This window comes from Rhizobium sp. P1_C7, from assembly GCF_056406295.1.
The window spans coordinates 1-21,220 of record NZ_JBFUAL010000020.1 but is presented as its reverse complement, the minus strand read 5'-3'; the positions used below and the strand labels follow the sequence as shown (position 1 = coordinate 21,220).

Sequence of the window (21,220 nt, the reverse complement as noted above, 5' to 3'; positions counted from 1 at the left end):
TAAGTGACGCGATACCATAATAATCGATCCGCGACAGAGATGACCCATGGCAAGCAATCCGGCAAATCCGAAGGTGTTTCAAAATCGTATCGTTCCTGCCAACACGGTTCTAGCGGGCTACGCAGCTTTGATCGCGAAATACGATCTTGACGCACCTATCCGTACCCCGTGCGCCGTCGCGAATGCCTCAATCAGAGGAGGAAGGAGACATCAAGATGGTTGGACGGTTTTTGACAAAAGGTTTGCCCTCAATGACACGTTGGGGGGGCAGCTCACTTTTGCCCTAAGGCAGGAGCGGATCGATCTATTAGTAATGAAGAAGCTGTTCCAGGCAGTTCCGGCGACAGAAATTGCGGCTATCGTCGAAGCGGAGCCGACAGGTGGAACTGCGCGCAGGATCTGGTTTTTCTACGAGTGGCTCACGAACGAGCGGGTCCCAATACCAGACTTGGATCGAGGCAACTACATCGAAGCACTCGATCCAGCGGACTACTTCACGTCGACGCCTATGAACTCTCCACGTCATAGGGTACGCGACAATCTCCTAGGCACGCCGTTATTCTGCCCGACGCTGCGACGAACCGATTTTCTGGCGGAAACCGTTGAGCATCGCTGGAGTGCGGCTGCCAAGGAGTTGGTTGGAAAGATAGACAGGCGGGTTATCGCGCGGGCGGCAAACTTCCTGCTGCTGGCGGATAGTCAAGCCTCCTACCAAATTGAAGGGGAGAGGCCGCCGCGCAACCGTCTCGAGTTGTGGATGCGCGCCGTCGCGCAGGCTGGCCGGCATCCAATATCTATCGATGAGTTCGTGCGACTCCAGCACGTTGTCATCGAGGAAGATCGATTCATCAAGCGTGGCTTACGGGACGCCGGCGGTTTTATCGGTGGGCGGGATTGGAACAATGATCCCAGTCCTGAGCACGTCAGTGCCCGTCATGAAGATATTGCGAATCTTCTGGAAGGAGTGATTGCCTGCGGCGAGCGCATGGCGAGAAGCGATGTCGATGCAGTCTTACAGGCATCGGTAATGGCATTCGCCTTTGTGTTTATCCATCCTTTTGAAGATGGTAACGGCCGACTGCACCGTTACCTGGTTCACCACGTGCTAGCCGAGCGAGGCTACACTCCGACTGGAATAATATTCCCGGTATCGTCGGTTCTTCTCCAGCGACAGGACCAGTATGGAGAGGAGCTGCGGGCCTTCACAGCTCCAATGCTTCAGTTCATCGAGTGGGTTCCGACCGACAAACAGAACGTTCGCGTGATAAACGAGACGGCGGATCTATACAGATTCGGAGACTATACCCAGATCACCGAATTTCTTTACGATTGCGTCGTGACGACAATCCAGCATGATCTGCCCAACGAGATCGAGTACCTCGCCCGCTTCGATGAAGCTAAAGGAAGGATACAGGACTTTATCGAAATGCCCGACGGCATGATCTCGTCGCTTGTGAACTTCATTCGGCAGAACAATGGTACACTAGCAAAAAAGCGACGCGAAAAGGAATTCGGGAAGATGACCGATTTGGAGGTCGAGGCGGCGGAGGCCGTGGTACGCGACGTGTTCGACATTGATGTTCTAACCGACATCGAAACTTCGACTGAAGAAGACGACCCGACCTCCGGCCTATCGCCGCGTTGAAGCGTCAATCGTTAAAGCCCCTCGCAGATCAGCATCGGAAACTTCGAGACGGGACGCGGCACCCGTGCACTCAACATGCAGATCAGAGAATATCCAGGGGCACCCGACCTTTGACTGTCGACGACGCTTTCGTCATCGCCGATATTCAATTCATGGCGGCGAACAACCACACAGGAGTGTTGGACGGGGTGGGACTGCGATGGAAGCCGCAGCACCCACATCAAGGCATCAAGATTATCTGAACTCGTGGCTCCTAATCTCGATATGCTATCACCGGCGCGTCAGGTACCGAGTATCTGATCCGCAGCATTCGAACAAATCAATACAGATATTTTTCGTGAAGACACCGTGACGACTCGCCACAAAAATTGGGATGAGCGTCTAAGGGGGCGGCGAACATCGCTCGGGCTTCAAAATTCTGTTTTTGCTTCGTAAATTAATTGGTTGCGGGGGCACGATTGCACGGAGACTTGCCATTGGTGCTCTTGAAGGGATCTGAACGGCCTGCCTCGCATTCGTCTGGCTGCTGATTGCTCTGGCACCTCAGTCTGACACCTCACTCGGCTGCGCCAGCGGCAGCATGCCGCGATAGATACCGGGAACAGACCCTTCGATCGGGATGGCGCCAACGCTTCGGCGATAGAACTCCACCGGCCCTGCCCCGCCGATCACGCCATAGGCGTAGCCTTGAGCCTGCATGTCCAGCAGCGCTTCCAATAGCAGAGCATGGCCGACACCCTTGCCGCGCGCAGCCTGATCGACGCCCGTCGGGCCAAAGAAACCCTTCGCGGTTGCCTCATGGCAGGCAAAGCCGATCAGTTGCTCCTCCTTTATCGCGATAAAGCAGGTGGTCGGCTGGCGCATCGTCGCGACGGTCGCTTCCGCCGCCCAGCCCGCCCCGAAACGCGGCTCGATCCACGATGTCAGCGCCGGCAGTTCCGGCGCCAGCACGCGCCGGATGACGACGCCCTGGCTTACCATGCGGCCGTCCAGTGCCGGGTCGCGCTTCAACTCGTAGAGTTTCACAAGCATGTCCATGCTCTTGTCCTTTTATCTTTCAGCCCTTGACCGCGCCCGCCGTGAGGCCGGCCACGATCCGCCTCTGGAAGAGAAGCACCACGGCGATAAGGGGTAAGGTTACGGTGACGGAGGCCGCCATGATCTGCCCGAAGGGGTATTCGTAGCGACTGGTGCCGGCAATCAGGCCGATCGCCACCGGCACGGTGCGGTTTTCGTCGGTGAGGGTGAAGGTCAGTGCGAACAGGAACTCGTTCCAGGCCAGAATGAAGGCGAGAATGCCGGTGCTCGCAAGCGATGGCCCCATCAGCGGCAGGAGGATCTTCATGAGAATACGGAAATGCGAGCAGCCGTCGATGATCGCAGCCTCTTCCAGTTCGCGCGGAAACTCGCGGATGAAGGTGGTCAGGATCCAGGTCGTGAACGGCACGGTCGACAGGAGATAGGTGAGGATCAGGGCGCTCGGGCGGTTGAACAGCCCCAGCCAGTTGATCAGCTCGAACATGCCCGACAGAACCACGACCTGCGGGAAGATCGAGATCATCAGGACGATCATCAGCACGGCCCGGCGCTGCGGAAACTCGATCCGGCCGAGTGCATAAGCGGCTGACAGACCGATAATCAGCGACAGCAAGGTGGTCGAGACCGCGACATAGGCGGAATTCAGAAGCGAGATCATGAAAACGGGATTGTCGATCAGCTGCCGGTAGTAGGTGAAATCCAGCGCCGGAAGCAGTGCCGAGCGATAGAGCGCCGCCCCTTGTTTTGTGGAGGAGACGAACGCCCAGTAGTACGGAAACAGCGTGTAGACGAGCACCAGAAGCAGCGCGAAAATCTGCAGTCCGCGAATAACGCGTCGCTTCATCCTGTAGAAGGACGCAGGCTTGCGTATCGAACTTTGAGCGATTGCATTTGCCATTGGTCAGGTCCCCGCAGCCTTGTCGAGGCGAAGGACCCCGATGATGATGATCGCAACGAGTGCGACGAGCAGGAAGACCCAGGTCGATGCCGCAGAGCCGATCCCGAGTTCCTGGAAGCTGATTAGTCTGTCGCGTGCGTAGATCGACACTGTCATGACGTTTTCGTTGCTGGCTGCCAGCACGTAGGCTAGGTCGAACATCCTGAGCGCGTCGAGCACACGGAAGAGAACGGCGACGCCGATGGCCGGCCGCAGCATCGGCAGGGTGATCGACCAGAAGCGCTTCCACGCCGGAATGCCGTCCACCTCGGCTGCTTCGAAGATCTCCGGCGAGATCAGCTGCAGGCCGGCGAGGATCAGAAGCACCATGAAGGGTGTCGTCATCCACACATCGATGAAGATCACTACGCCCATGATCAGCGAACTGCTGGCGGTCCAGGCGATCCCGTGTTCGACCAGACCGAGCCCTGAAAGGATCTTGTTGATGACGCCGAACTGGTCGTTGAGCATCCATTCCCAGATCTTGGTGGCAACAACGACAGGAATTGCCCACGGCACCAGAATGGCTGCGCGCGCCAGACCGCGACCCGGAATCGCTTCGTTGAGGAGCAGCGCGATCGCCAGGCCGAGCGCCGTCTCGATGGCGACCGAGATCCCCGTGAAAACCAGCGTGTTTTTAACCGCGACCCACCAGCTGTGATCGTTAATGACTTCCATGAAATTATCGAAGCCGACCATGGAATAGACTGAGGGATCATCGAGATAGGCGTCGGTGAACGAAAAGAAGAAGGTCCGGCTCAGCGGCCAGACCGCGACCAGAAGGATGACCGCTATGACAGGCAGAAGAAAGTGCCACGCGGCCCGGTGATCGCGGCGGGCGAGTTTGGCGCTCATGGTTCACGGACCTCCGCAGGCCCTCTCGACGATCTGCTGAGCAGCACACGCTTGCCATCGGCTGCAAAGGCGAAGATGGCCGAATCTGCGAAGTCCAGCCCGACGGGCCCGCCGATCTGGTCCGGCGAAGGGGCGCTCGGCAGCCGGATGACCCAGACGGTGTCGTCGGTGATCCGGCAATAGCCGAAATGTTCGTGTCCCAGGTCCTCGACACGCTCCAGCGTACAGGCGATGCGACCATCGGCTTCCGCCACCAGGCGCAGACCCTCCGGGCGGACGCCGATCTCGGCGATCGGTCCCGCGGGGTTGCTGGCGACCATCGCGAGGGACAGATTTCCGGGCCCGGCAATCCTCCCGGCATTTGCTCCCGTTTGTGGTGACACGGCCAGGAAATTCATCCGCGGGCTGCCTATGAAGCCTGCTACAAATCGATTGTCCGGTGTGTGGTAGAGTTGCTGCGGTGTCCCGACCTGCTCGATGCGACCATGGTTGAGAACGACAATCCGGTCCGCGAGCGTCATCGCCTCCGACTGATCATGCGTCACATAGATCATCGTCGTCTTCAAGTCGTCATGGAGCTTGGCGATCTCCATGCGCATTTCCATCCTCAAGTCGGAATCAAGGTTGGACAGCGGCTCGTCGAACAGGAATATCTCCGGCTGGCGAACCAGCGCCCGGCCGATCGCCACACGCTGCCGCTGGCCACCGGACAGTTCGCGTGGCCGGCGATCCATGAGGTGATCGACCTTGAGCATGCGCGCGACAGTCGAAACCTTCTGGCTGATCGCATCCTTGGCCATGCCAAGGGTTTCCAGGGCAAAGCCGATGTTTCGAGCCACGCTCATGTGCGGATAGAGCGCATAGGACTGAAAGACGAACGCAACGCCTCTCTTTGACGCCGGAACGTCGGTCACGTCTTCTCCGCCGATCGTCACGGCCCCCTTCGAGGCCGCCACCAGGCCGGCGACGATGCGCAGAAGTGTCGACTTGCCGCAGCCGGACGGGCCGACGAAGACGACGAATTCGCCGTCGTTGATCTGCAGGTCGACGCCTTGAATGACGGTGTGAGTACCAAAATTCTTCGAGACGGATTCAAGAGAAACCGATGCCATTTATCACCCGGACTTATCACAATGAAAGGCTCGCCCCATGCCGGCGGCGATTGGCGGCGTGCGCAAAAAGGGCAGGACCACGACGGGACCTGCCCATGTGCATTCAGGCCAGGATCAACGACTTTCCTTGAGTTTTTCCAGCCGTCCCGCCAATGACGTCAGGCCCGACTTGATATCGCCGCCACCGGACAGCATGTCGTGAACCGAGCGGTAGAAGGCCTGCGACACGCGGTTGTAACTGGTGCCAGTGTAGCCGGAAGGACGCACGGCGCTATCGGCAAAGGCCTGCTGGTTGTCCTTGAGGAAGGGGATCTTCGCTAGCACGTCAGGATCACTGTAGAGATCCGGGATCGACGGGTTGACTGCGTCCTGAAGCGCCCGCTTCTTCTGCATGTCGGGACCGGTGATGAAGTTCACGAAGTCGGCCGCCACATCAGGCTTGGCACTGTACTTCGAGACGCCATAGTACATCGGGCCGAGGCAACCGCTCGACTTCTGGCCTTCCATGCCGACGGGCAGCGGCATCACGCCCACCTTGTCGACGATCGCGCTGCCTTCCTTGTGCGACGTGCCCCAGACATAAGGCCAGTTGCGGTGGAAGACGGCATTGCCGGATTCAAAGACGGCGCGCGATGCTTCCTCGTCGTAGTTCAGCGTTCCCTCGGGGCTGATCGAGCCGATCCAGCCCTTGGCCTTCTCGATTGCCTCGGCGGCCTTGGGATTATCGATCGTCACCTTGCCGTCGTCGGAAATGATAGTGCCGCCACCGTTCGAGGCAACCAGCTCGATCGCATCGCATGTGAGGCCTTCATAGCTCTTTGCCTGCCAGGCATAGCCCCACATCTCGCCATTGCCGGCGGTGCGTTCCTTGTCCTGGATTTCCTTTGCGGTCGCGGCCAGTTCATCCCAGGTCTTCGGCGGCTGTTTGCCGTACTTCTCCAGAAGATCCTTGCGGTAGAACATCAGCCCGACGTCCATATAGGCTGGCATCGCGATCAGGTGTTCGTCGAGCTTGGCGGCGTTGAGCGTGGAGGCGAAATGCTTGTCCTGGTCCGCCTGCGGGATCACCGTTTTCAGGTCGAGCAGGCCATTCTTGAACATGCCGAGCCAGATGACGTCGAGGAACAGGACATCGATATCGGTCGACTTGGCCGCAAGCAGCTGCTGATAGATCGGGATGGCGTCATCCAGCAGCGCGGGCATCTTGTTGATCTTCGCTTCGTTACCTGTCTTCTCCTTCCAGGCATTGGCGACGTTGGTGCAGAGTTCGAACTCCGTCGGTGCGCAGAAGACGGAAATCGTCTCTGCGTGGGCCGTTCCGCTCCAGAGGGCGGCGGAGAACGCTAGGGCGGCAAGGCTCTTGTTAAACATGAATAGTTCCCTTGATTGTTATAGAGCTTGGCATCGTCGGAACTCTTCGGCTCCTTGCGACAATAGGACTGGTTATGACCAGTTATGTCAACATGGACTTTTCAGAGAATTGCGCGGAAGATGGCAGCGCCGAGGTGCCGGCCAAAGGAAAATGGAATTTGAAGACGCTTGAGACCGAAGACGCATTGATTGCGACACAAGGCGTGGTCGATCGTGGCGACCCGCGTCCGCTGCACAAGCAGGTATATGAGGCGTTGCTGGCGGCGATCGGAGATGGCAGACTGCCACCGCGGGGCAAGCTCCCCTCCGAGCGCGAACTCGTTGAGCTCTACGCGGTCAGCCGTATCACCATACGCCACGCGATCCGGGAACTGATCCAGCAGGGCGTTGTGCATAGCCAGCCGGGCAAAGGGCTCTACGTCACGGAGCGCGGCGGCGGCTTTGAACTTCAGGTGCTCAAGAGCTTTACCAGCATTGCGCTGGCCAATGGTCGCAATCCCGGCCACCAGCTGATCGAAGCCGGTCTGGTGCGCGCACCGCTCGAGATCAGTCGTCCACTGTTTCTGGCGCCCGGCGCCGAGGTCGTGGTGCTGTCGAGGCTGCGCTTGCTCGATAACATACCGGCGGTCATACAGACCGACTGGATCCCTGCTGCACGCGTGCCGGGCCTGCTCGACCTCGATTGGGGTGTTGCAAACCGCTCTCTTTATGAGGAGTTGCGCGAACGCTACCGGATTTTTCCCAAGCGCGGACAGACGACACTGAGTGCGCGGCTCGCAGGCGACGATGAAGCCCGGCTACTGCAACTGCCGCCGCCGGCAGCCGTGCTGACCGTCGACCAGATCGCCTTCGACGACAGAACCCGGCCGGTCAACATGACGGCTCTCGTGCATCACCCGACGCGCTACCCACTCACTCTGCTGCAGTCGGAGACTGGTGATTTCACACAGTACTGATGCCGCTTCACGCCGCAACGAATGAAGACTCGGCGCTTGGTGACACCGAGACAAGTAACGATGAGCGAACGCGACCTGCAGCGCCTTGCCGGCTCGCCCCTCAACCGTTCACCACCCCTGTTTTCCTCGGGATTTTCGTTCAGGAAAATTGGAGCCAAGATCACGCAAACTGGAAATCCGCCGACTGAAGGCTTGATAGGAGCATGTTCTGCAGCGTGATCGTGTTGTTCGCATCGGCTGTAATGAGCGTATCACCGCCAGACTGGTTGGATGCGGCAAGAAGCGCCGCCCAATCGGCAAAGACGGTCTGATCGATCCTGATCGTGTCGTGCGCCGAGCCGGTTGCCACGAAGTTTGTGATTGTATCGTGCGCCCAATTTGGCGAATAAACGAAGAAGTCCGCCGCCGCTCCACCAGTGAGAGTGTCGTTGCCCGCACCGCCCGTTAGCGTGTTTTGGCCTCTGCCGCCGACGATCACATAGGGGCCGGTCGTGGAGTAAAGGATACCGATTTTCAGGGCGTCGTTATCATAGCCCAAAATACGAAACCCCCATGACGCTAAATCCCGCTCATCCGCGGGGCGTCATGGGGCGAAGCTGCCCAGCGACATTTGTGGAGGCCGAAACGGTCTGCCTAGCCGCCCACCCCGGTGATCCAGCCAGGCGCCAAGGCGCCTGGCTGCTGCTGCATCAGTTCTTCACCGTGTCTTCGAGGAAGAAGCGGCCGAGCGGGTTCTGGTAGAAGTTCTCGACGTTCTTGCGCGAGACGTTGATGTACGGGCTGTAATAGAGATCGATCCAGTGGACATCGTCTTTGGCCGTCTTCTGGATTTCGACATACATGGCCTCGCGCTTCTTCGGATCGAGTTCCAGGCGGGCTGCGGCCACCAGGTCCTTCACCTTGTCGCTCTTGTAACGGGTCATGTAGTTCATGTTGGTGTCGTGACCGAGCACGAAGGTCGTCTTCTGGTCGGGGTCCAGGATGTCGTTAGTCCAGTACATGACCGAAATGTCGTAATCCCCAGAAACGAGCATGTCCCAGCTCTGGCTCGGGTCTACCTTCTGCAGGTTGACGGTAACGCCAGCCTTGGAAAGCTGCTGCTGCAGAAGAACGGCAATCTGCTCGTCGACTTCGTTGCCGGCATTCACCACATAGTTCAGCGCTAGGTCGGACGCGCCCGCCTCGGCCAGCATCGCCTTGGCCTTTTCCGGATCATAGGGATACTGGTAGTTGTCGTCATAGTGATAGAGCGACCCCTTCGGGATATAGGAGTTGGCCACGGTTCCGATGCCGAAGGTAACGGTATCGACGATCGCCTTCTTGTCGATCGCCATGTCGAGTGCTTGACGCACCTCCTTCTTGGCGAGCGCACCGTGTTCGTGGTTGATCAACAAGTGGTCCTCACGTGTCGACGTGTCGATCAGTACGTTGAGACTTGCATCCTTCTTCAGCTCCTCAACGCGCGAGAAGGGCACGAAAATCGCAGTGTCGAGCTGTCCGGCCTGCACGTTCAGCATACGGGTATTGTCATCAGGCACCGAGATCCACTCGACGCCGTCGAGCTTCACGCGGTCCGCCTGCCAAAAGTTCGGGTTCCTTTCGAGAATGACTCGGTCGCCACGTCGCCATTCCTTGACGGTAAACGCACCCGACGATGCGGTCGGCAGTTCGGCAAAGGCGTCCTCACCAGCCTCGACAGCCTTCTTCGACAGCACCGAAACGTTTGGAAGTGCCAGCGTTGAAAGGAACGGCGCGGAGGGCGTCTTCAGCTTGACAGTGAGCGTCTTCGCATCGGTCGCCTCAGCGGTCTCGACGATCTTGTAGCTGTCGCTCCACAGCGAGGCTTTGTTGTCGCGGATACGCAGGAGGCTGAAAGCTGCGTCCTCGGCCGTGATCGGCGAACCGTCGGAGAATTTCGCATCGCGGATCTTGAATGTGTAAGTCAGTCCGTCGTCCGAGACGGTCCAGCTCTCGGCCAAACCCGGCTCTAGCTTGGTGCCGGTCTTGTCGACGCGGATGAGTACGTCGAAAACGTTCGAGAACACCCAGTTGTCGACGTTCTGAGCCGACTTGATCGGATCGAACGTGGTCGAGTCCTCGCGGCGGCCGATGCTCAACACGCCGGCAGCTTCGGCGAAGCTGGCGCTGAGACTGAGAGCGGCGGCGAAGGCCGCCAGTCCGATGGATTTCCACTTCCTGTTCATGATGTCGTTCCCTTCGTTATTATGGCATGCGCTTGATGGATAGAATGTTGTCAGAGCCAGTTGGAGCATCGCCAAACAGCGGCCTATCCGGGTTGATGTCCGGGATCGCGGCCACCAGCTGAGCGGTGTAAGCGTGCTTCGGACGCGTGAAGACCTCCTCGGACGGACCGTCCTCGACGACCTCGCCGCGAAACATGACGACGGTGCGCGCGCAGAGGTTACGGACGATGGCGAGGTCGTGGGCGATGAACAGCAATGTCAGGTTCATCTTCGCTGCCAGTTCGCGGAAAAGGTCGATAATCTGCGCTTGAATTGTCACATCCAGCGCGGCGACGCATTCGTCGGCGATGATCAGCTTTGGATCTACGGCGAGTGCGCGGGCAATCCCGGCACGCTGGCACTGGCCGCCGCTCATAGAGCGCGGCCTTCGCTTTGCGAACTCGCGCTCAAGCCCAACGAGATCGAGCAATTCATCGACCCGCGCGGGGATGTCCGCCTTGGATAGCTTGCCCTGCACCGCAAGCACCTCGCTAATGGTCTGGCCGATGGTCATCCGTGGGTTCAAGGCGTTGAACGGATCCTGGAAGACCATGGCCGCCTCGCGCCTGAGCGTCGCCAGACTCGCGCCTTTGCGCACGGCGAGATCGGCACCCTCGAAACTGATGTGACCGGAGGAGATCGGCGTCAGACCCAGTATCGCGCGGGCGAGCGTGCTCTTGCCGCTGCCCGATTCCCCGACAATACCGACCGTCTCACCCGGCATGATCTGCAGGCTAATGCCGGAAACGGCACTGACGGTCTTTGCCGCACTGCCCTTGAACAGACTGCCGCCGATCGGGAAGCGCACATACAGGTCGTCAATCTGCAGGATCGGCTTCACCGCCGCCGTCGTCGGCAGTGCGCCGCTTGCTACAGGCGAGCCATCCGGCATCGATGGATGGCTGTGAATGAGCTGGATCGTGTAGGGGTTCTGCGGATGCGCCAGGATCTGCCGTTTCGGACCGTGTTCCAGAAGCCTGCCGTTGCGCATGACCGCTATCCGGTCGCAGGTTTGCGCTACGATGCCGAGATCGTGGGTGATAAGAATGATCGACAGGCCGCGCTTGTCGCGAAGTTCGATCAGCAACTGCAGGATCTGCGCCTGGATGGTCACGTCCAGCGCGGTCGTCGGCTCGTCGGCGATCAGGATTTTCGGATTGCAGGATAGCGCCACACCGATCATGGCGCGCTGGCGCATGCCACCGGAAAACTCGTGCGGATAGCTGTCATATTGGCGAAGCGGGTCGGGAAAGCCGACTTGCGACAGGATCTCGATCGCTGCGGAACGCGCGGCCCTCCCGTCAAGGCCCTGATGGTAGCGGATGCCCTCGGCAATCTGATCGCCTATCCGCATCACCGGATCGAGATGGCTCGTCGGGTTTTGGAAGATCATGCCGATTTCGCTACCGCGGATGCCGAGCATCTCCGCATCGCTGATGGCGGTCAGGTCTCGCCCTTCGAGGAGGATTGAGCCGTCTTCGATCCTCAACCGCGAGGATGGAAGCAAACGGATCAGCGAGCAGCAGAACAGGCTCTTGCCGGAACCGCTTTCGCCGACCAGCCCGAGTATCTCACCCTTTGCGAGATCGAGCGATACGGCATCGAGCAGCGTGCGCGTTTCATCATCAAGATGCGCCTTGACCGTGAGACCGCGGACAGAAAGGACGGAGACGCTCATTCGTGCACTCCAAGCAACTCGCCGAGCGCATCACCGAAAATGCTGAAACCAAATGCGAGGAAGACGATGGAAAGGCCGGGAAACAACGTGATCCACCAGGCTGTGGTGATGAAGCTCTGGCCCTCCGCGACCATGACGCCCCATTCGGCAACCGGCGGCTGGACGCCGAGCCCAAGATAGCTGACAGCGGCGCCGCTGAGCAGGACGAGCACGGCATCGGACATCGAAAACACGATCGATCCGGCGATGGCGTTCGGCAGCAGATGGCGAAACATGATCCGCATACGCCCGAAGCCGAGGCTGACCGCTGCCACGGCGTAGTCGCTATTTTTCAGAACAAGGATCTGCGCTCGGATCAACCGTGCATAAGAGACCCAACCGACCAGAGCCATGGCAATGTAGAAGCTGCCAAGACCGGGTCCGAGGATGGTGATGATCGATAGCATGAGCACGAGAAAGGGAAAGGCAAGGATGATATCGACGATCCGCATGAAGATCGCATCGACGATGCCGCCGAAGAAGCCCGCGACGGTACCGACGACCGTGCCGATCAGGAACGGAAAAGCGACGCCGATCACCGCGATCTGCAGGTCGATCCGCGCACCCCAGATGATACGGGAGAGAATATCGCGACCGAAATTGTCGGTACCGAGGGGATGCAGGAGAGACGGCAATTGAAGACGCGCATTGCCGTCCTGAAGGACCGGATCGTAGGGCGCAATCAGCGGTGCTGCGATCGCCACGAGAATGAAGAACAGCAAAATCGAGGCGCCGACGGCCAGCATGGTGCGCCTGCCCAGGAACGTTCTCCAGCCCGTAGGGAATGAGACGGCCGTCGTACTCATAGCCTCACCCGCGGATCGGCAGCGACGGTGGCGATGTCGGCGAGGAAGTTGACGAGCACTGTTGCACAGGCAAAGACCATGGCGACGCCCTGCACCACCATGTAGTCGCGCGAGAATATGGCGCGCACCAGCAACTGTCCCATGCCGGGCAGCGCAAAGACACTCTCGATGACGACGGTTCCGCCGATCAGCCAGCCGGTGTTGACGGCGAGCAGGTTGATGGTCGGAACCAGCGAGTTCGGCACCACATGACGCCAGAACACGATGCGTTCGGGCATGCCGCGAGCGCGGGCTGCCCGAGCCACATCCGATTTCAGAGCCTCGATCATTGCGGTCCTGAGGCTGCGCGTCAGCACGGTCGATAGCGACAATGCGATGGTGAGGCTTGGAAGAATGAGATGGGAGAGCTTGTCGCCGATCGTCGATCCGTAGCCGGAGACCGGCAGCAGGTCGAGCTTGACGCTGAACAGGATGATCAGCATCAGGCCGAGCCAAAAGGGCGGAAATCCGATGCCGAAAGTGGAGATGATGCGCACGGCATGATCCGGCGCCCTCCCCGCATTGCGCGCAGCAATCGCCGCCATCGGCACGGCGATCGCGACCGACAGCACGATGCTCGAAATGACGAGTGCGATCGTCGGCTCGATGCGCGTCGCGATCAGCTTGAGAACATCGATCTTGTAGAGGATCGACTTTCCCATCTCGCCGTTGGCGAGGTTTCTGAGGAAATAGAGGTACTGCAGCCAGATCGGTTCGTCGAGACCATATTGGGCGCGGATATTGGCGATCGCCGTCGGCGTGGCGCGTGTACCGAGCAGCACGCGCGCCGGATCGCCGGGGATTAGCCTCACCAGCACGAAGGTGATGATGCTGATACCGGCAATGACCGGCAAGAACTGGAAAGGCCTTCTGAAAACGAAGCTATAGCGATGCATGGCGATCCCGGTGCCTCCGTCGTCCGATGCTGTCCTCTACAAGCTTATGCATCAGTTCGGCCCGTTGCGTGCCAAGAAATCGAGAAGTGCAGGATAATAGTCCGCCGGATTTTCGTAGAATGGCATGTGGCTCGCATTGGCGAACACCTTCAACTCGGCGTTCGGGATCGCGAGTTTCATCTTCAGCGCGCAGGCCGGCGTCAATTCGTCGTGCTCACCGCAGGTGATCAACGTCGGGACCGTCATGGACGGCAGATCCGAGCGGCGGTTCCAGTCCTTCAGGTTGCCGATATAGAGAAATTCGTTCGGTCCTTGCATGGTGCCGTAAGGCCCCATGTTCCAGTCGCCCAGCGACCGCTGCACCGGCGCCGGCCATTCCGGAAGGCGGCACACATGGCGATAGTTCAGAATGGTGACGGCCGCCAGATATTCGGGATGGTCGTAAGTGCCCTGTGCCTCATGTTTCTGCATCATCGAAACCGTTTCAGGTCCAAGCGCTCCTCGCAATCGCTCAAGTTCCGAGATCAGATGCGGCATGTCCGCAACGGTATCTTCGAGGATCAGCGTCCGCAGGTTTCCAGGATAGGTGAGCGAGTAATCGATCGCCAGCCAACCACCCCAGGAATGGCCGAGCATGTGCACCTTGCCGAGCCCGAGCGCCTTGCGCACCGTCTCGGTCTCCTCGACATAGCGACCGATCGTCCAGAGCGATGAATCGGTCGGACGGTCCGAGGAGCCGGTCCCGAGCTGGTCGAAAGCAACGACGCGGTACCCCCTGTCGACCAGACAGGAGTGCGCCTCGCGCAGATAGTCGCAAGGCAGTCCCGGCCCGCCATTGAGGCAGAAAACCGTCTCCGCACCATCCCCGAAACTGTATGCGACCACCTTGTGGCCATCGACATCGATCTCATGTCGAGCATCGGGCTCGATCTCACGCCACATTGGCCACTCCGACGAAGAAACTGCTTGCTTAATATTTGGGCACGGCTAATTTTTACCTCAAAACCTGTCGAGCACTAGCTATAAGAAGTGATAGGATTGGTGCTCACGGGCTTCTGGAGCAGGCAATGATTGACGAGATCGGCACGATCAGACGGCAGTTCACAGATCACAAAACGCTGGACGGTCGCATCGACCAGATTTTTGAGGCGATGAAGACCATCGGCTTCGAGGCGCTGATCTACGATTATACGCCGGTGCCCTACGATCTCGACGGCGAAATCATGATCCCGTCGCTCCTGAAGCTCCGCAACATTTCCGACGACATGCACGATTACTGGTTCAATCGCGGTTATTTCCGCATCGACCCGGTCCAGCAGGTGGCGCTAAGGACATCCACGCCATTCTTCTGGAACTATGACGCGAATGCGGACACGCTGATCCGCCGGTTCATGACAGAGGACACAGCCCCTGTCGCGCGCTATCTGAGCGAGCGAGACATGTCGACGGGCGTTACCGTGCCCGTGCACATGCCGCGTGGAGACTATGCAACCGTAACCGGCGTGCGCTTTGGCGGCGACCAGGAATTCGAGAGGCACGCGCTGCGCTACATCGCCGACTTCAACCTCCTCGCGCACGTCTTCCACGAAGCGGCCTACTCGCTCTTCGATACGAAGACGTTCAGCACGGGCAAGGCAAGGCTGACGGAGCGGGAACGAGAGTGCCTGCGCTATTCCGCCGAGGGCCTTTCGGCCAAGGAAATCTCCCGGGTCATCGACCGCTCCGTCCCCACCGTCGTCATGCACCTCAACGCTGCGACCAAGAAACTCGGCGCCAAGAACCGCACCCAAGCGGTCGTGCGCGCCACCCATTACCGGCTGCTCGAGGACCGTCCATCCTATAACTTGTGATAGCTGCCGCGCCCATTTCCGCCACGCTATGCTTTTCCATCGATCGCCACGACATGGAGAAGCACGTGAACGCAATTGCGTCGAAGGAAGCCTTCCTGCCCTTTCGCGAATACCGAACCTGGTATCGCGTCACCGGGTCGCTCGAAAGTGGCAAGCTGCCTCTTGTCGTCGCCCATGGCGGTCCCGGCTGTACGCATGACTACGTAGACAGCTTCAAGGGCATCACCGAGATCGACGGACGACCGGTCATTCACTACGACCAGCTCGGCAACGGCAATTCCACTCGCCTGCCGGAAAAAGGGCCCGAGTTCTGGACCCCTGCGCTTTTCCTTGAAGAATTGGACGCCCTATTGAACCACCTGGGCATTCAAGAACGCTACGCCTTCCTAGGCCAATCCTGGGGCGGAATGCTCGGCGCCGAGCACGCCGTCCGCCAGCCGAAGGGGCTGCAGGCGCTCGTGATTGCCAATTCGCCGGCCAACATGCACACTTGGGTTGCCGAAGCAAACCGTCTGCGCGAAGAGCTTCCACAGGAGGTGCAGGACACGCTTCTAAAGCATGAGAGTGCCGGCACAATCGCCGATCCCGCTTACATCGCGGCGTCGCGCGTCTTCTATGACCGCCATGTCTGCCGCGTCACGCCATGGCCGCCGGAAGTGGCGCGCACCTTCTCCATTATGGAGGAGGACAATACGGTCTACCGAAACATGAACGGCCCGACCGAATTCCACGTCATCGGAACGATGAAGGACTGGACGATCGAAGACCGCCTGCATCTGATAGAAGTTCCTACGCTTCTGATTTCAGGCAAATACGACGAAGCCACACCGCTCGTTGTCAGGCCCTATGTCGATAGGGTCAAAGGATGCGAATGGGTGCTATTCGACGAATCGAGCCATATGCCGCATGTCGAAGAAAAGGCGCTCTGCCTGGAGAAGGCGTCTAGTTTCCTCTCGCGCTTCGATTGAGGCGCGGAGAGCGTTTACGGATGATATGGACGGACTTTTTGCTGTGTCAGGCTTTGCGCCAGCGTCCTTATCATCAACGCAAAAAGCCCGCGGTGGCGGCTCCTGGCGTGCAAATAGCGACAAGCGGACGTCATGTGCCGGTCGGGGAAGCCGGCAGCGGTGAGATACGTGCCTTCTCGGAAGCGAACGTCCAGATTAAGGTACCCTTCAGAGAGCGGACATTCTGGCCATAGCGAGCCCAACTCACGGTTTTCGACATGTCACAACACACGGTGCGACTAAAGAAACCTGCCGATCCAACTGAAAGCAAGTGGCTGCATCAAGCAAGAGCTGGTGACACATCGGCATTCGACCAGCTCATGAAGCCCTATCGCAAGCCGCTACACACGCATTGCTATCGCATGCTCGGCTCGCCCTTTGATGCCGACGATGCTCTGCAGGAGACACTGCTCGGTGCATGGCGTGGCCTAGGGTCTTTCGAGGCACGCAGTTCGCTCGGCACGTGGCTCAACAGCATCGCCACCCGCATTTGCCTGCGCATGATTTCGAGACGCCCTCGGCGTCTAGCTTCAGGCGATCTCGCCCCGCCGCTTAGATCCACAGCTGAACTGGGCGAGCCGGTGCAGGGGCCCGTGTGGCTGGAACCAATGCCGGATAGCGAACTGCTGTACGGCGGTGCGGCCAACGATGATCCAGCAGCGATACTGTTGCGTCGCGAATACATAGGACTTGCATTCGTTGCCATGTTACAGCACCTGCCCGGCACGCAGCGCGCCGTCCTCCTGCTACGCGAGGTGCTTGGGTACTCGGCCACCGAAACCGCCGATATCCTTGGAACCACCGTGGCCTCGGTCAACAGTGCGTTGCAGCGCTCTCGACAAAGGGTGAGGGCGAAGACACCCGCAACCGTGCAGTCTAGCGAGTTGCTGCAAGTTGATGCGCGGGGGTTCGAACTCCTGCTGCAAGCCTTCGTATCCGCTTGGGAAAGTCGCGACGTCACGGCAATGGTGAACCTACTAGCCGACGATGTCCGCTTCACGATGCCGCCGCTGCCTGCATGGTTCAGTGGCCGCGAGTTTGTCGGAAAATTCTTCGAAGAACGCGTGTTCGAGACTCCCTGGCGGCTCCACTCTTTACGCGGCAACGGCCAGCCCGGATTCGCCTGCTATCTGAAGAAAGCTGGTGACGACCGATTCCGGCCGGGTGGCGTCGTGCTGCTGAGCGTGTACGACGGCCACATTGCCGCCATCGACAGCTTTCTTGACCCTGCAGTCTGCCGCCGGTTCGGAATGCTCGACGAGTTTCACTAGGGATTTTTCGCCGCAGAGCGATGAGTTTCCGCATCGCCGTGTCTCTAAGGGGAAGACAGGCCCGGAAGGTTCGGGACTGCATCCATTCGTTCAGCAGAAGGACATTTGCGATGGCCAAGCTCGTCGTCAGTATTCTGAGTTCCCTCGACAACTACTGCGCCGGCCCGGATGGCCGGCTTGATACGCTGCCAATGGGGCAGGCGTTTGACGCCCACAACCTTGAACTCTTGCGCAGCGCCGGCACGCTGCTCTTCGGTGCCGTCACGTTCCCCATGTTCGAGGCCTATTGGCCGAATGTCGATCACAGTCCGACCAACGACCCGGTGCAACGCGAGATCGCCGAGCGTGTCGACGCTGCACGCAAGCTCGTCGCCAGCGACACGCTGGTTCTGGCGAAAACGTCTCCTTGGGCCGGCACCGAGGTGGTGAGCAGGACACGCGTGCATACGCGGATCGCTGAACTTAAGGGTCAGGCCGGTGACGACCTGCTGATCTTTGGCAGCCGCGTTCTTTTCAATGACTTGCTTGCGCATGGCTTTGTCGACGAGTTTCACCTTCTGGTGGGCAATGTCGTGTTGGGTGGGGGCGTGCGTACATTCGAGCCTGGCCTGAGTGCACCGTTCAAGCTGCTGGGCCAGCGCCAACTCGCAGGCTCAGATATAGCAGCCTTGCACTACGACTGTCGGGCGCACTGACGCGTTGCTGGATCACCTCGCATTGCGGTTGTTTGCGGACGCCGATTCAAATAGGCCGAGGTGCTTTCTGCGAATTCGATCGTTTGGCGCTACCGACCGCAATTGCGGCGCAACACCACCATGGCCTGTCTTGCGAGGAGTGTTCCGGGCGCAGGAGAGGTTTGCCTTTACGACCAAATGGGGCGCAACCACGGCCAACTGATCCCGCACTGCGTGTCCGCTCTCAGCAACGGCAAAGCCCGACGCTATGGCCGGCATGTGAGGCGCATAGCCGCTCGACCTAGCTGCTAAACCCGGAAACATTTTGCCCAGTAGCTGCGGCCCCGCTGGGTGCGGGGCTGCACTCGCTCAAATCTCTGTATGCTCCGCTAGTTCTAGCGCATCCTCGATGTCCACACCAAGGTACCTGACTGTGTTCTCGATCTTGGTGTGCCCGAGCAGGATCTGGATTGCACGAAGATTGCCCGTCGCTTTGTAGATCATCGCGGCCTTTCTTGCGTCGAAGCGAGTGTGTGCCATGGTCTTCGCGTCTTAGCCCGATTGCAGTCACCCACTCATCGACCAATCGGGCATACTGGCGAGTGCTGAGATGATCGGCATGATCGACTCGAGTGGGAAAGGCGTAGTCGTCAATTGTTCCGCCTCTCCGTTCAAGCCAAGCAAGCAGGCTTGCCCTGACTTCGCTCGTGATCTCGAACTGTACCGGACGCCGGTCCTTTGCTGGACGACCATGGCACGGGTTCGAATTTCCTGACCTGTGACCAGGGTTCCGATTTTGATCTTAACAAGATCGCAGCCTCGGAGCTTACTGTCGATTGCGAGATCAAACAGCGCGCGATCTCTCATGCGCCCCCTCCCGGTCTAAGAGGAAGCGGATCGCCCGAATCTGGCGCTGTTTTAGGGGTTTCTTGACACCGACCTTCCTGCCGGCGTTCCATGCTGGTCGGCCCAATGCGGCAGGATCATATTGTGCAATACGTGATCTGACGCGAAGTGGACGTTCGGTCGCCCTCGGCCGAACGCATGCGCCGACGACCCCCTTCGTAAGTCCGAAATCCTTGGTTTCAGTCCCATCATTTCAGCTATAAGGTGGGAGACATCGCCCAAAGGGGATTCAAGGCCAATGCCCCCAGAGAAGAAGGACCCTTCGCCTGTTGCGCTGGAACAGCGCGACATAAGCGCCGACCAGCGCATGTTCTCACCTTCCGTTGCGCGAAATTCGGCGCCGATCCTCGCGGTCCTAAAACGTATCCTTCCAACACATGGCGCCGTGCTGGAGATTGGATGCGGGACCGGAGAGCACGCCGTGTGCTTTGCGGGAGCAATGCCCAACCTCACCTGGCAGCCGAGCGATCCGGATGCCGACGCCCGCACCAGCACGTCTGGCTGGATCAAATTCGCAGGGCTGAAGAATGCGCTGGCACCGCGGGATATTGATGTGTGCTCAGGACAATGGGGCGTCGAACAAAAGGGGGCATTTGACGCCATCGTGTCGATCAATATGATTCATATCGCGCCATGGGCGGCAAGCTTGGGATTGTTCGCAGGAGCTGGCCGTCTGCTTCACGCTGGTGGGCTTCTTCTTCTCTACGGCCCATTCATGCGCGACGGTGCACACAACGCCCCCTCGAACGCTGCTTTCGACGCGGCTCTAAAGGAGCGCAACCCATCCTGGGGTGTGCGTGATATCGCTGATCTTGAACAAGTGGGTGCGGCCGCTGGACTTAATCTCCGCGAGACGATCGAGATGCCTACCAACAATATGTTGCTGGTCTTCTCCAGCGGTAGTGCCTGAACGACAAGCGGGCGCGAAAGAGACGTGGGCCTATAGCAGCATTCGGGCCCTTTGCTGCCGTTCGAGGTCGATCCGAGGAACGTGCGGTATGTGCTAGAATGCGGCCGAAGGCGGAACGCGACAGACGCACTGCGAGGGGCGGTGTGATGAGCCGGAATTCGAGCGACCGAGTGCCAACGTCGTGCTCTTGGAAGGGGAGACGAGGACTATGCCGACACCAGAGCAGCGCAGTCTAATAGTTCGACAGAAATCCCCACAGAACACCGAGTTTCCGTTTGCGTCGCTCTCCGATTGGCTGATCCCAACCGAGCTGTTCTTCGTGCGAAACCATTTCCCCTCGCCGGACCTCGATGCGCGAGACTGGAGATTGCGCGTTGGCGGGGCGGTGGAGCGGCCGATCGAACTTGACCTCGACAGCATCAAGGCGATGCGGAGCACGACTTTCACYGCCGTCGTCGAGTGYGCAGGRAACGGCCGCGTCTACTATGTGCCASCGAAGGAGGGGTTGCAGTGGCAGAACGGAGCCGTCGGCAATGCTGCGTGGACAGGTGTTYYTCWGCGAGAGATTTTAGACATGGCGGGCGTCAAGCGCACCGCACGTGAGGTTCTGCTCGTAGGCGCAGACAGCGGCGTCGTCGACACGAACAGGAAAACGGCTTCTCCCGGCCCCATCGCTTTTGCGCGCAGTTTACCGCTTGAGAAGGCCATCGCTGACAGCACGATCCTTGCCTATTCGATGAACGAGGAGCCGTTGACGCGCGATCACGGCTACCCGCTACGCGCGGTCGTGGGTGGCTGGTTCGGCATGGCTTGGGTCAAGTGGATCACGCATATCACGGTCGTGGAACAACCGTTCCTTGGCTACTGGCAGGCGCGCGACTATTTCCGTTGGGAGCGCAGCCTCGGGGAACCCCGGCTTGTCCCGCTCGCGGAGATGGAGGTCAAAGCGCAGATCGCGCGTCCCGTGCAGGGGGCGCGTCTCATCAT

At 59.3% G+C, this 21,220-nt stretch carries 19 protein-coding genes and 1 pseudogene; 8 read left to right on the top strand and 12 right to left on the bottom strand.

Annotated features, from left to right (window positions below; genetic code table 11):
• The first annotated feature begins 46 nt into the window (after positions 1 to 46).
• Positions 47 to 1,645, top strand: coding sequence for a Fic family protein (locus tag AC1D2R_RS24755; protein WP_477971461.1), 1,599 nt, complete (start codon positions 47 to 49; stop codon positions 1,643 to 1,645).
• 543 nt (positions 1,646 to 2,188) lie between these two features.
• On the opposite strand, the gene AC1D2R_RS24750 is transcribed toward AC1D2R_RS24755, so the two are convergent.
• The 5 genes from AC1D2R_RS24750 to AC1D2R_RS24730 all read right to left on the bottom strand — a co-directional run bounded on the left by AC1D2R_RS24750 (position 2,189) and on the right by AC1D2R_RS24730 (position 6,958).
• Complete coding sequence (locus tag AC1D2R_RS24750) at positions 2,189 to 2,683, bottom strand: GNAT family N-acetyltransferase (RefSeq protein ID WP_477971459.1); 495 nt, start codon at positions 2,681 to 2,683, stop codon at positions 2,189 to 2,191.
• A 19-nt stretch (positions 2,684 to 2,702) separates the two neighbouring features.
• Positions 2,703 to 3,581 carry a carbohydrate ABC transporter permease gene (locus AC1D2R_RS24745; RefSeq protein WP_477971457.1) on the bottom strand — a complete coding sequence of 293 codons (879 nt, stop codon included), beginning with the start codon at positions 3,579 to 3,581 and terminating at the stop codon, positions 2,703 to 2,705.
• A 3-nt stretch (positions 3,582 to 3,584) separates the two neighbouring features.
• A complete protein-coding gene (locus tag AC1D2R_RS24740; RefSeq protein ID WP_477971455.1) occupies positions 3,585 to 4,475 on the bottom strand; it encodes a carbohydrate ABC transporter permease in 891 nt (296 codons plus the stop codon).
• Positions 4,472 to 5,587, bottom strand: coding sequence for an ABC transporter ATP-binding protein (locus AC1D2R_RS24735; RefSeq protein ID WP_477971453.1), 1,116 nt, complete (start codon positions 5,585 to 5,587; stop codon positions 4,472 to 4,474). The genes AC1D2R_RS24740 and AC1D2R_RS24735 overlap by 4 nt, the downstream gene beginning before the upstream one ends.
• A 114-nt stretch (positions 5,588 to 5,701) precedes the next feature.
• Positions 5,702 to 6,958, bottom strand: a complete 1,257-nt coding sequence (locus AC1D2R_RS24730) for an ABC transporter substrate-binding protein (RefSeq protein WP_477971451.1) — start codon at positions 6,956 to 6,958, stop codon at positions 5,702 to 5,704.
• 158 nt (positions 6,959 to 7,116) lie between these two features.
• On the opposite strand from AC1D2R_RS24730, the gene AC1D2R_RS24725 reads away from it, so the two are divergent.
• Complete coding sequence (locus AC1D2R_RS24725) at positions 7,117 to 7,914, top strand: GntR family transcriptional regulator (protein WP_477971637.1); 798 nt, start codon at positions 7,117 to 7,119, stop codon at positions 7,912 to 7,914.
• 160 nt (positions 7,915 to 8,074) lie between these two features.
• Here the strand turns inward: AC1D2R_RS24725 and AC1D2R_RS24720 are convergent, their stop codons facing one another.
• The 6 genes from AC1D2R_RS24720 to AC1D2R_RS24695 form a co-directional block, all read right to left on the bottom strand.
• Positions 8,075 to 8,452: a hypothetical protein gene (locus tag AC1D2R_RS24720; protein ID WP_477971449.1), complete on the bottom strand. Its 378-nt coding sequence runs from the start codon at positions 8,450 to 8,452 to the stop codon at positions 8,075 to 8,077.
• 151 nt (positions 8,453 to 8,603) lie between these two features.
• Positions 8,604 to 10,118 carry an ABC transporter substrate-binding protein gene (locus AC1D2R_RS24715; RefSeq protein ID WP_477971447.1) on the bottom strand — a complete coding sequence of 505 codons (1,515 nt, stop codon included), beginning with the start codon at positions 10,116 to 10,118 and terminating at the stop codon, positions 8,604 to 8,606.
• Positions 10,119 to 10,137: 19 nt separating this feature from the next.
• Positions 10,138 to 11,835 carry a dipeptide ABC transporter ATP-binding protein gene (locus tag AC1D2R_RS24710; RefSeq protein WP_477971445.1) on the bottom strand — a complete coding sequence of 566 codons (1,698 nt, stop codon included), beginning with the start codon at positions 11,833 to 11,835 and terminating at the stop codon, positions 10,138 to 10,140.
• Positions 11,832 to 12,680: an ABC transporter permease gene (locus AC1D2R_RS24705; protein WP_477971444.1), complete on the bottom strand. Its 849-nt coding sequence runs from the start codon at positions 12,678 to 12,680 to the stop codon at positions 11,832 to 11,834. The genes AC1D2R_RS24710 and AC1D2R_RS24705 overlap by 4 nt, the downstream gene beginning before the upstream one ends.
• A complete protein-coding gene (locus AC1D2R_RS24700) occupies positions 12,677 to 13,615 on the bottom strand; it encodes an ABC transporter permease (protein WP_477971442.1) in 939 nt (312 codons plus the stop codon). The genes AC1D2R_RS24705 and AC1D2R_RS24700 overlap by 4 nt, the downstream gene beginning before the upstream one ends.
• Positions 13,616 to 13,666: 51 nt before the next feature.
• Complete coding sequence (locus AC1D2R_RS24695; RefSeq protein WP_477971440.1) at positions 13,667 to 14,557, bottom strand: proline iminopeptidase-family hydrolase; 891 nt, start codon at positions 14,555 to 14,557, stop codon at positions 13,667 to 13,669.
• Between the two features lie 125 nt (positions 14,558 to 14,682).
• On the opposite strand from AC1D2R_RS24695, the gene AC1D2R_RS24690 reads away from it, so the two are divergent.
• The 4 genes from AC1D2R_RS24690 to AC1D2R_RS24675 all read left to right on the top strand — a co-directional run bounded on the left by AC1D2R_RS24690 (position 14,683) and on the right by AC1D2R_RS24675 (position 18,438).
• Positions 14,683 to 15,465: a LuxR family transcriptional regulator gene (locus tag AC1D2R_RS24690; protein ID WP_477971438.1), complete on the top strand. Its 783-nt coding sequence runs from the start codon at positions 14,683 to 14,685 to the stop codon at positions 15,463 to 15,465.
• Positions 15,466 to 15,518: 53 nt separating this feature from the next.
• The gene (locus AC1D2R_RS24685; RefSeq protein ID WP_477971436.1) at positions 15,519 to 16,433 is read left to right on the top strand and encodes a proline iminopeptidase-family hydrolase; all 915 of its coding nucleotides are present in this window, start codon (positions 15,519 to 15,521) and stop codon (positions 16,431 to 16,433) included.
• A 257-nt stretch (positions 16,434 to 16,690) separates the two neighbouring features.
• Positions 16,691 to 17,743 carry an RNA polymerase subunit sigma-70 gene (locus AC1D2R_RS24680; RefSeq protein ID WP_477971434.1) on the top strand — a complete coding sequence of 351 codons (1,053 nt, stop codon included), beginning with the start codon at positions 16,691 to 16,693 and terminating at the stop codon, positions 17,741 to 17,743.
• A gap of 110 nt (positions 17,744 to 17,853) precedes the next feature.
• A complete protein-coding gene (locus AC1D2R_RS24675; RefSeq protein ID WP_477971432.1) occupies positions 17,854 to 18,438 on the top strand; it encodes a dihydrofolate reductase family protein in 585 nt (194 codons plus the stop codon).
• A gap of 348 nt (positions 18,439 to 18,786) precedes the next feature.
• On the opposite strand, the pseudogene AC1D2R_RS24670 reads toward AC1D2R_RS24675, so the two are convergent.
• Positions 18,787 to 19,414, bottom strand: a pseudogene (locus AC1D2R_RS24670) (tyrosine-type recombinase/integrase).
• A 147-nt stretch (positions 19,415 to 19,561) separates the two neighbouring features.
• Here AC1D2R_RS24670 and AC1D2R_RS24665 point away from each other — a divergent pair.
• Complete coding sequence (locus tag AC1D2R_RS24665; protein ID WP_477971430.1) at positions 19,562 to 20,233, top strand: DUF938 domain-containing protein; 672 nt, start codon at positions 19,562 to 19,564, stop codon at positions 20,231 to 20,233.
• Between the two features lie 208 nt (positions 20,234 to 20,441).
• The coding region (locus AC1D2R_RS24660) for a molybdopterin-dependent oxidoreductase (protein ID WP_477971428.1) at positions 20,442 to 21,220 on the top strand (779 nt) is incomplete at its 3' end.

Bases quoted from the DNA above. Each gene is read 5' to 3' on its own strand.
- AC1D2R_RS24755 (WP_477971461.1), top strand. From the start codon at position 47: ATGGCAAGCAATCCGGCAAATCCGAAGGTGTTTCAAAATCGTATCGTT.
- AC1D2R_RS24750 (WP_477971459.1), bottom strand. From the start codon at position 2,683: ATGGACATGCTTGTGAAACTCTACGAGTTGAAGCGCGACCCGGCACTG.
- AC1D2R_RS24745 (WP_477971457.1), bottom strand. From the start codon at position 3,581: ATGGCAAATGCAATCGCTCAAAGTTCGATACGCAAGCCTGCGTCCTTC.
- AC1D2R_RS24740 (WP_477971455.1), bottom strand. From the start codon at position 4,475: ATGAGCGCCAAACTCGCCCGCCGCGATCACCGGGCCGCGTGGCACTTT.
- AC1D2R_RS24735 (WP_477971453.1), bottom strand. From the start codon at position 5,587: ATGGCATCGGTTTCTCTTGAATCCGTCTCGAAGAATTTTGGTACTCAC.
- AC1D2R_RS24730 (WP_477971451.1), bottom strand. From the start codon at position 6,958: ATGTTTAACAAGAGCCTTGCCGCCCTAGCGTTCTCCGCCGCCCTCTGG.
- AC1D2R_RS24715 (WP_477971447.1), bottom strand. From the start codon at position 10,118: ATGAACAGGAAGTGGAAATCCATCGGACTGGCGGCCTTCGCCGCCGCT.
- AC1D2R_RS24710 (WP_477971445.1), bottom strand. From the start codon at position 11,835: ATGAGCGTCTCCGTCCTTTCTGTCCGCGGTCTCACGGTCAAGGCGCAT.
- AC1D2R_RS24705 (WP_477971444.1), bottom strand. From the start codon at position 12,680: ATGAGTACGACGGCCGTCTCATTCCCTACGGGCTGGAGAACGTTCCTG.
- AC1D2R_RS24700 (WP_477971442.1), bottom strand. From the start codon at position 13,615: ATGCATCGCTATAGCTTCGTTTTCAGAAGGCCTTTCCAGTTCTTGCCG.
- AC1D2R_RS24695 (WP_477971440.1), bottom strand. From the start codon at position 14,557: ATGTGGCGTGAGATCGAGCCCGATGCTCGACATGAGATCGATGTCGAT.
- AC1D2R_RS24690 (WP_477971438.1), top strand. From the start codon at position 14,683: ATGATTGACGAGATCGGCACGATCAGACGGCAGTTCACAGATCACAAA.
- AC1D2R_RS24685 (WP_477971436.1), top strand. From the start codon at position 15,519: ATGGAGAAGCACGTGAACGCAATTGCGTCGAAGGAAGCCTTCCTGCCC.
- AC1D2R_RS24680 (WP_477971434.1), top strand. From the start codon at position 16,691: ATGTCACAACACACGGTGCGACTAAAGAAACCTGCCGATCCAACTGAA.
- AC1D2R_RS24675 (WP_477971432.1), top strand. From the start codon at position 17,854: ATGGCCAAGCTCGTCGTCAGTATTCTGAGTTCCCTCGACAACTACTGC.
- AC1D2R_RS24665 (WP_477971430.1), top strand. From the start codon at position 19,562: ATGCCCCCAGAGAAGAAGGACCCTTCGCCTGTTGCGCTGGAACAGCGC.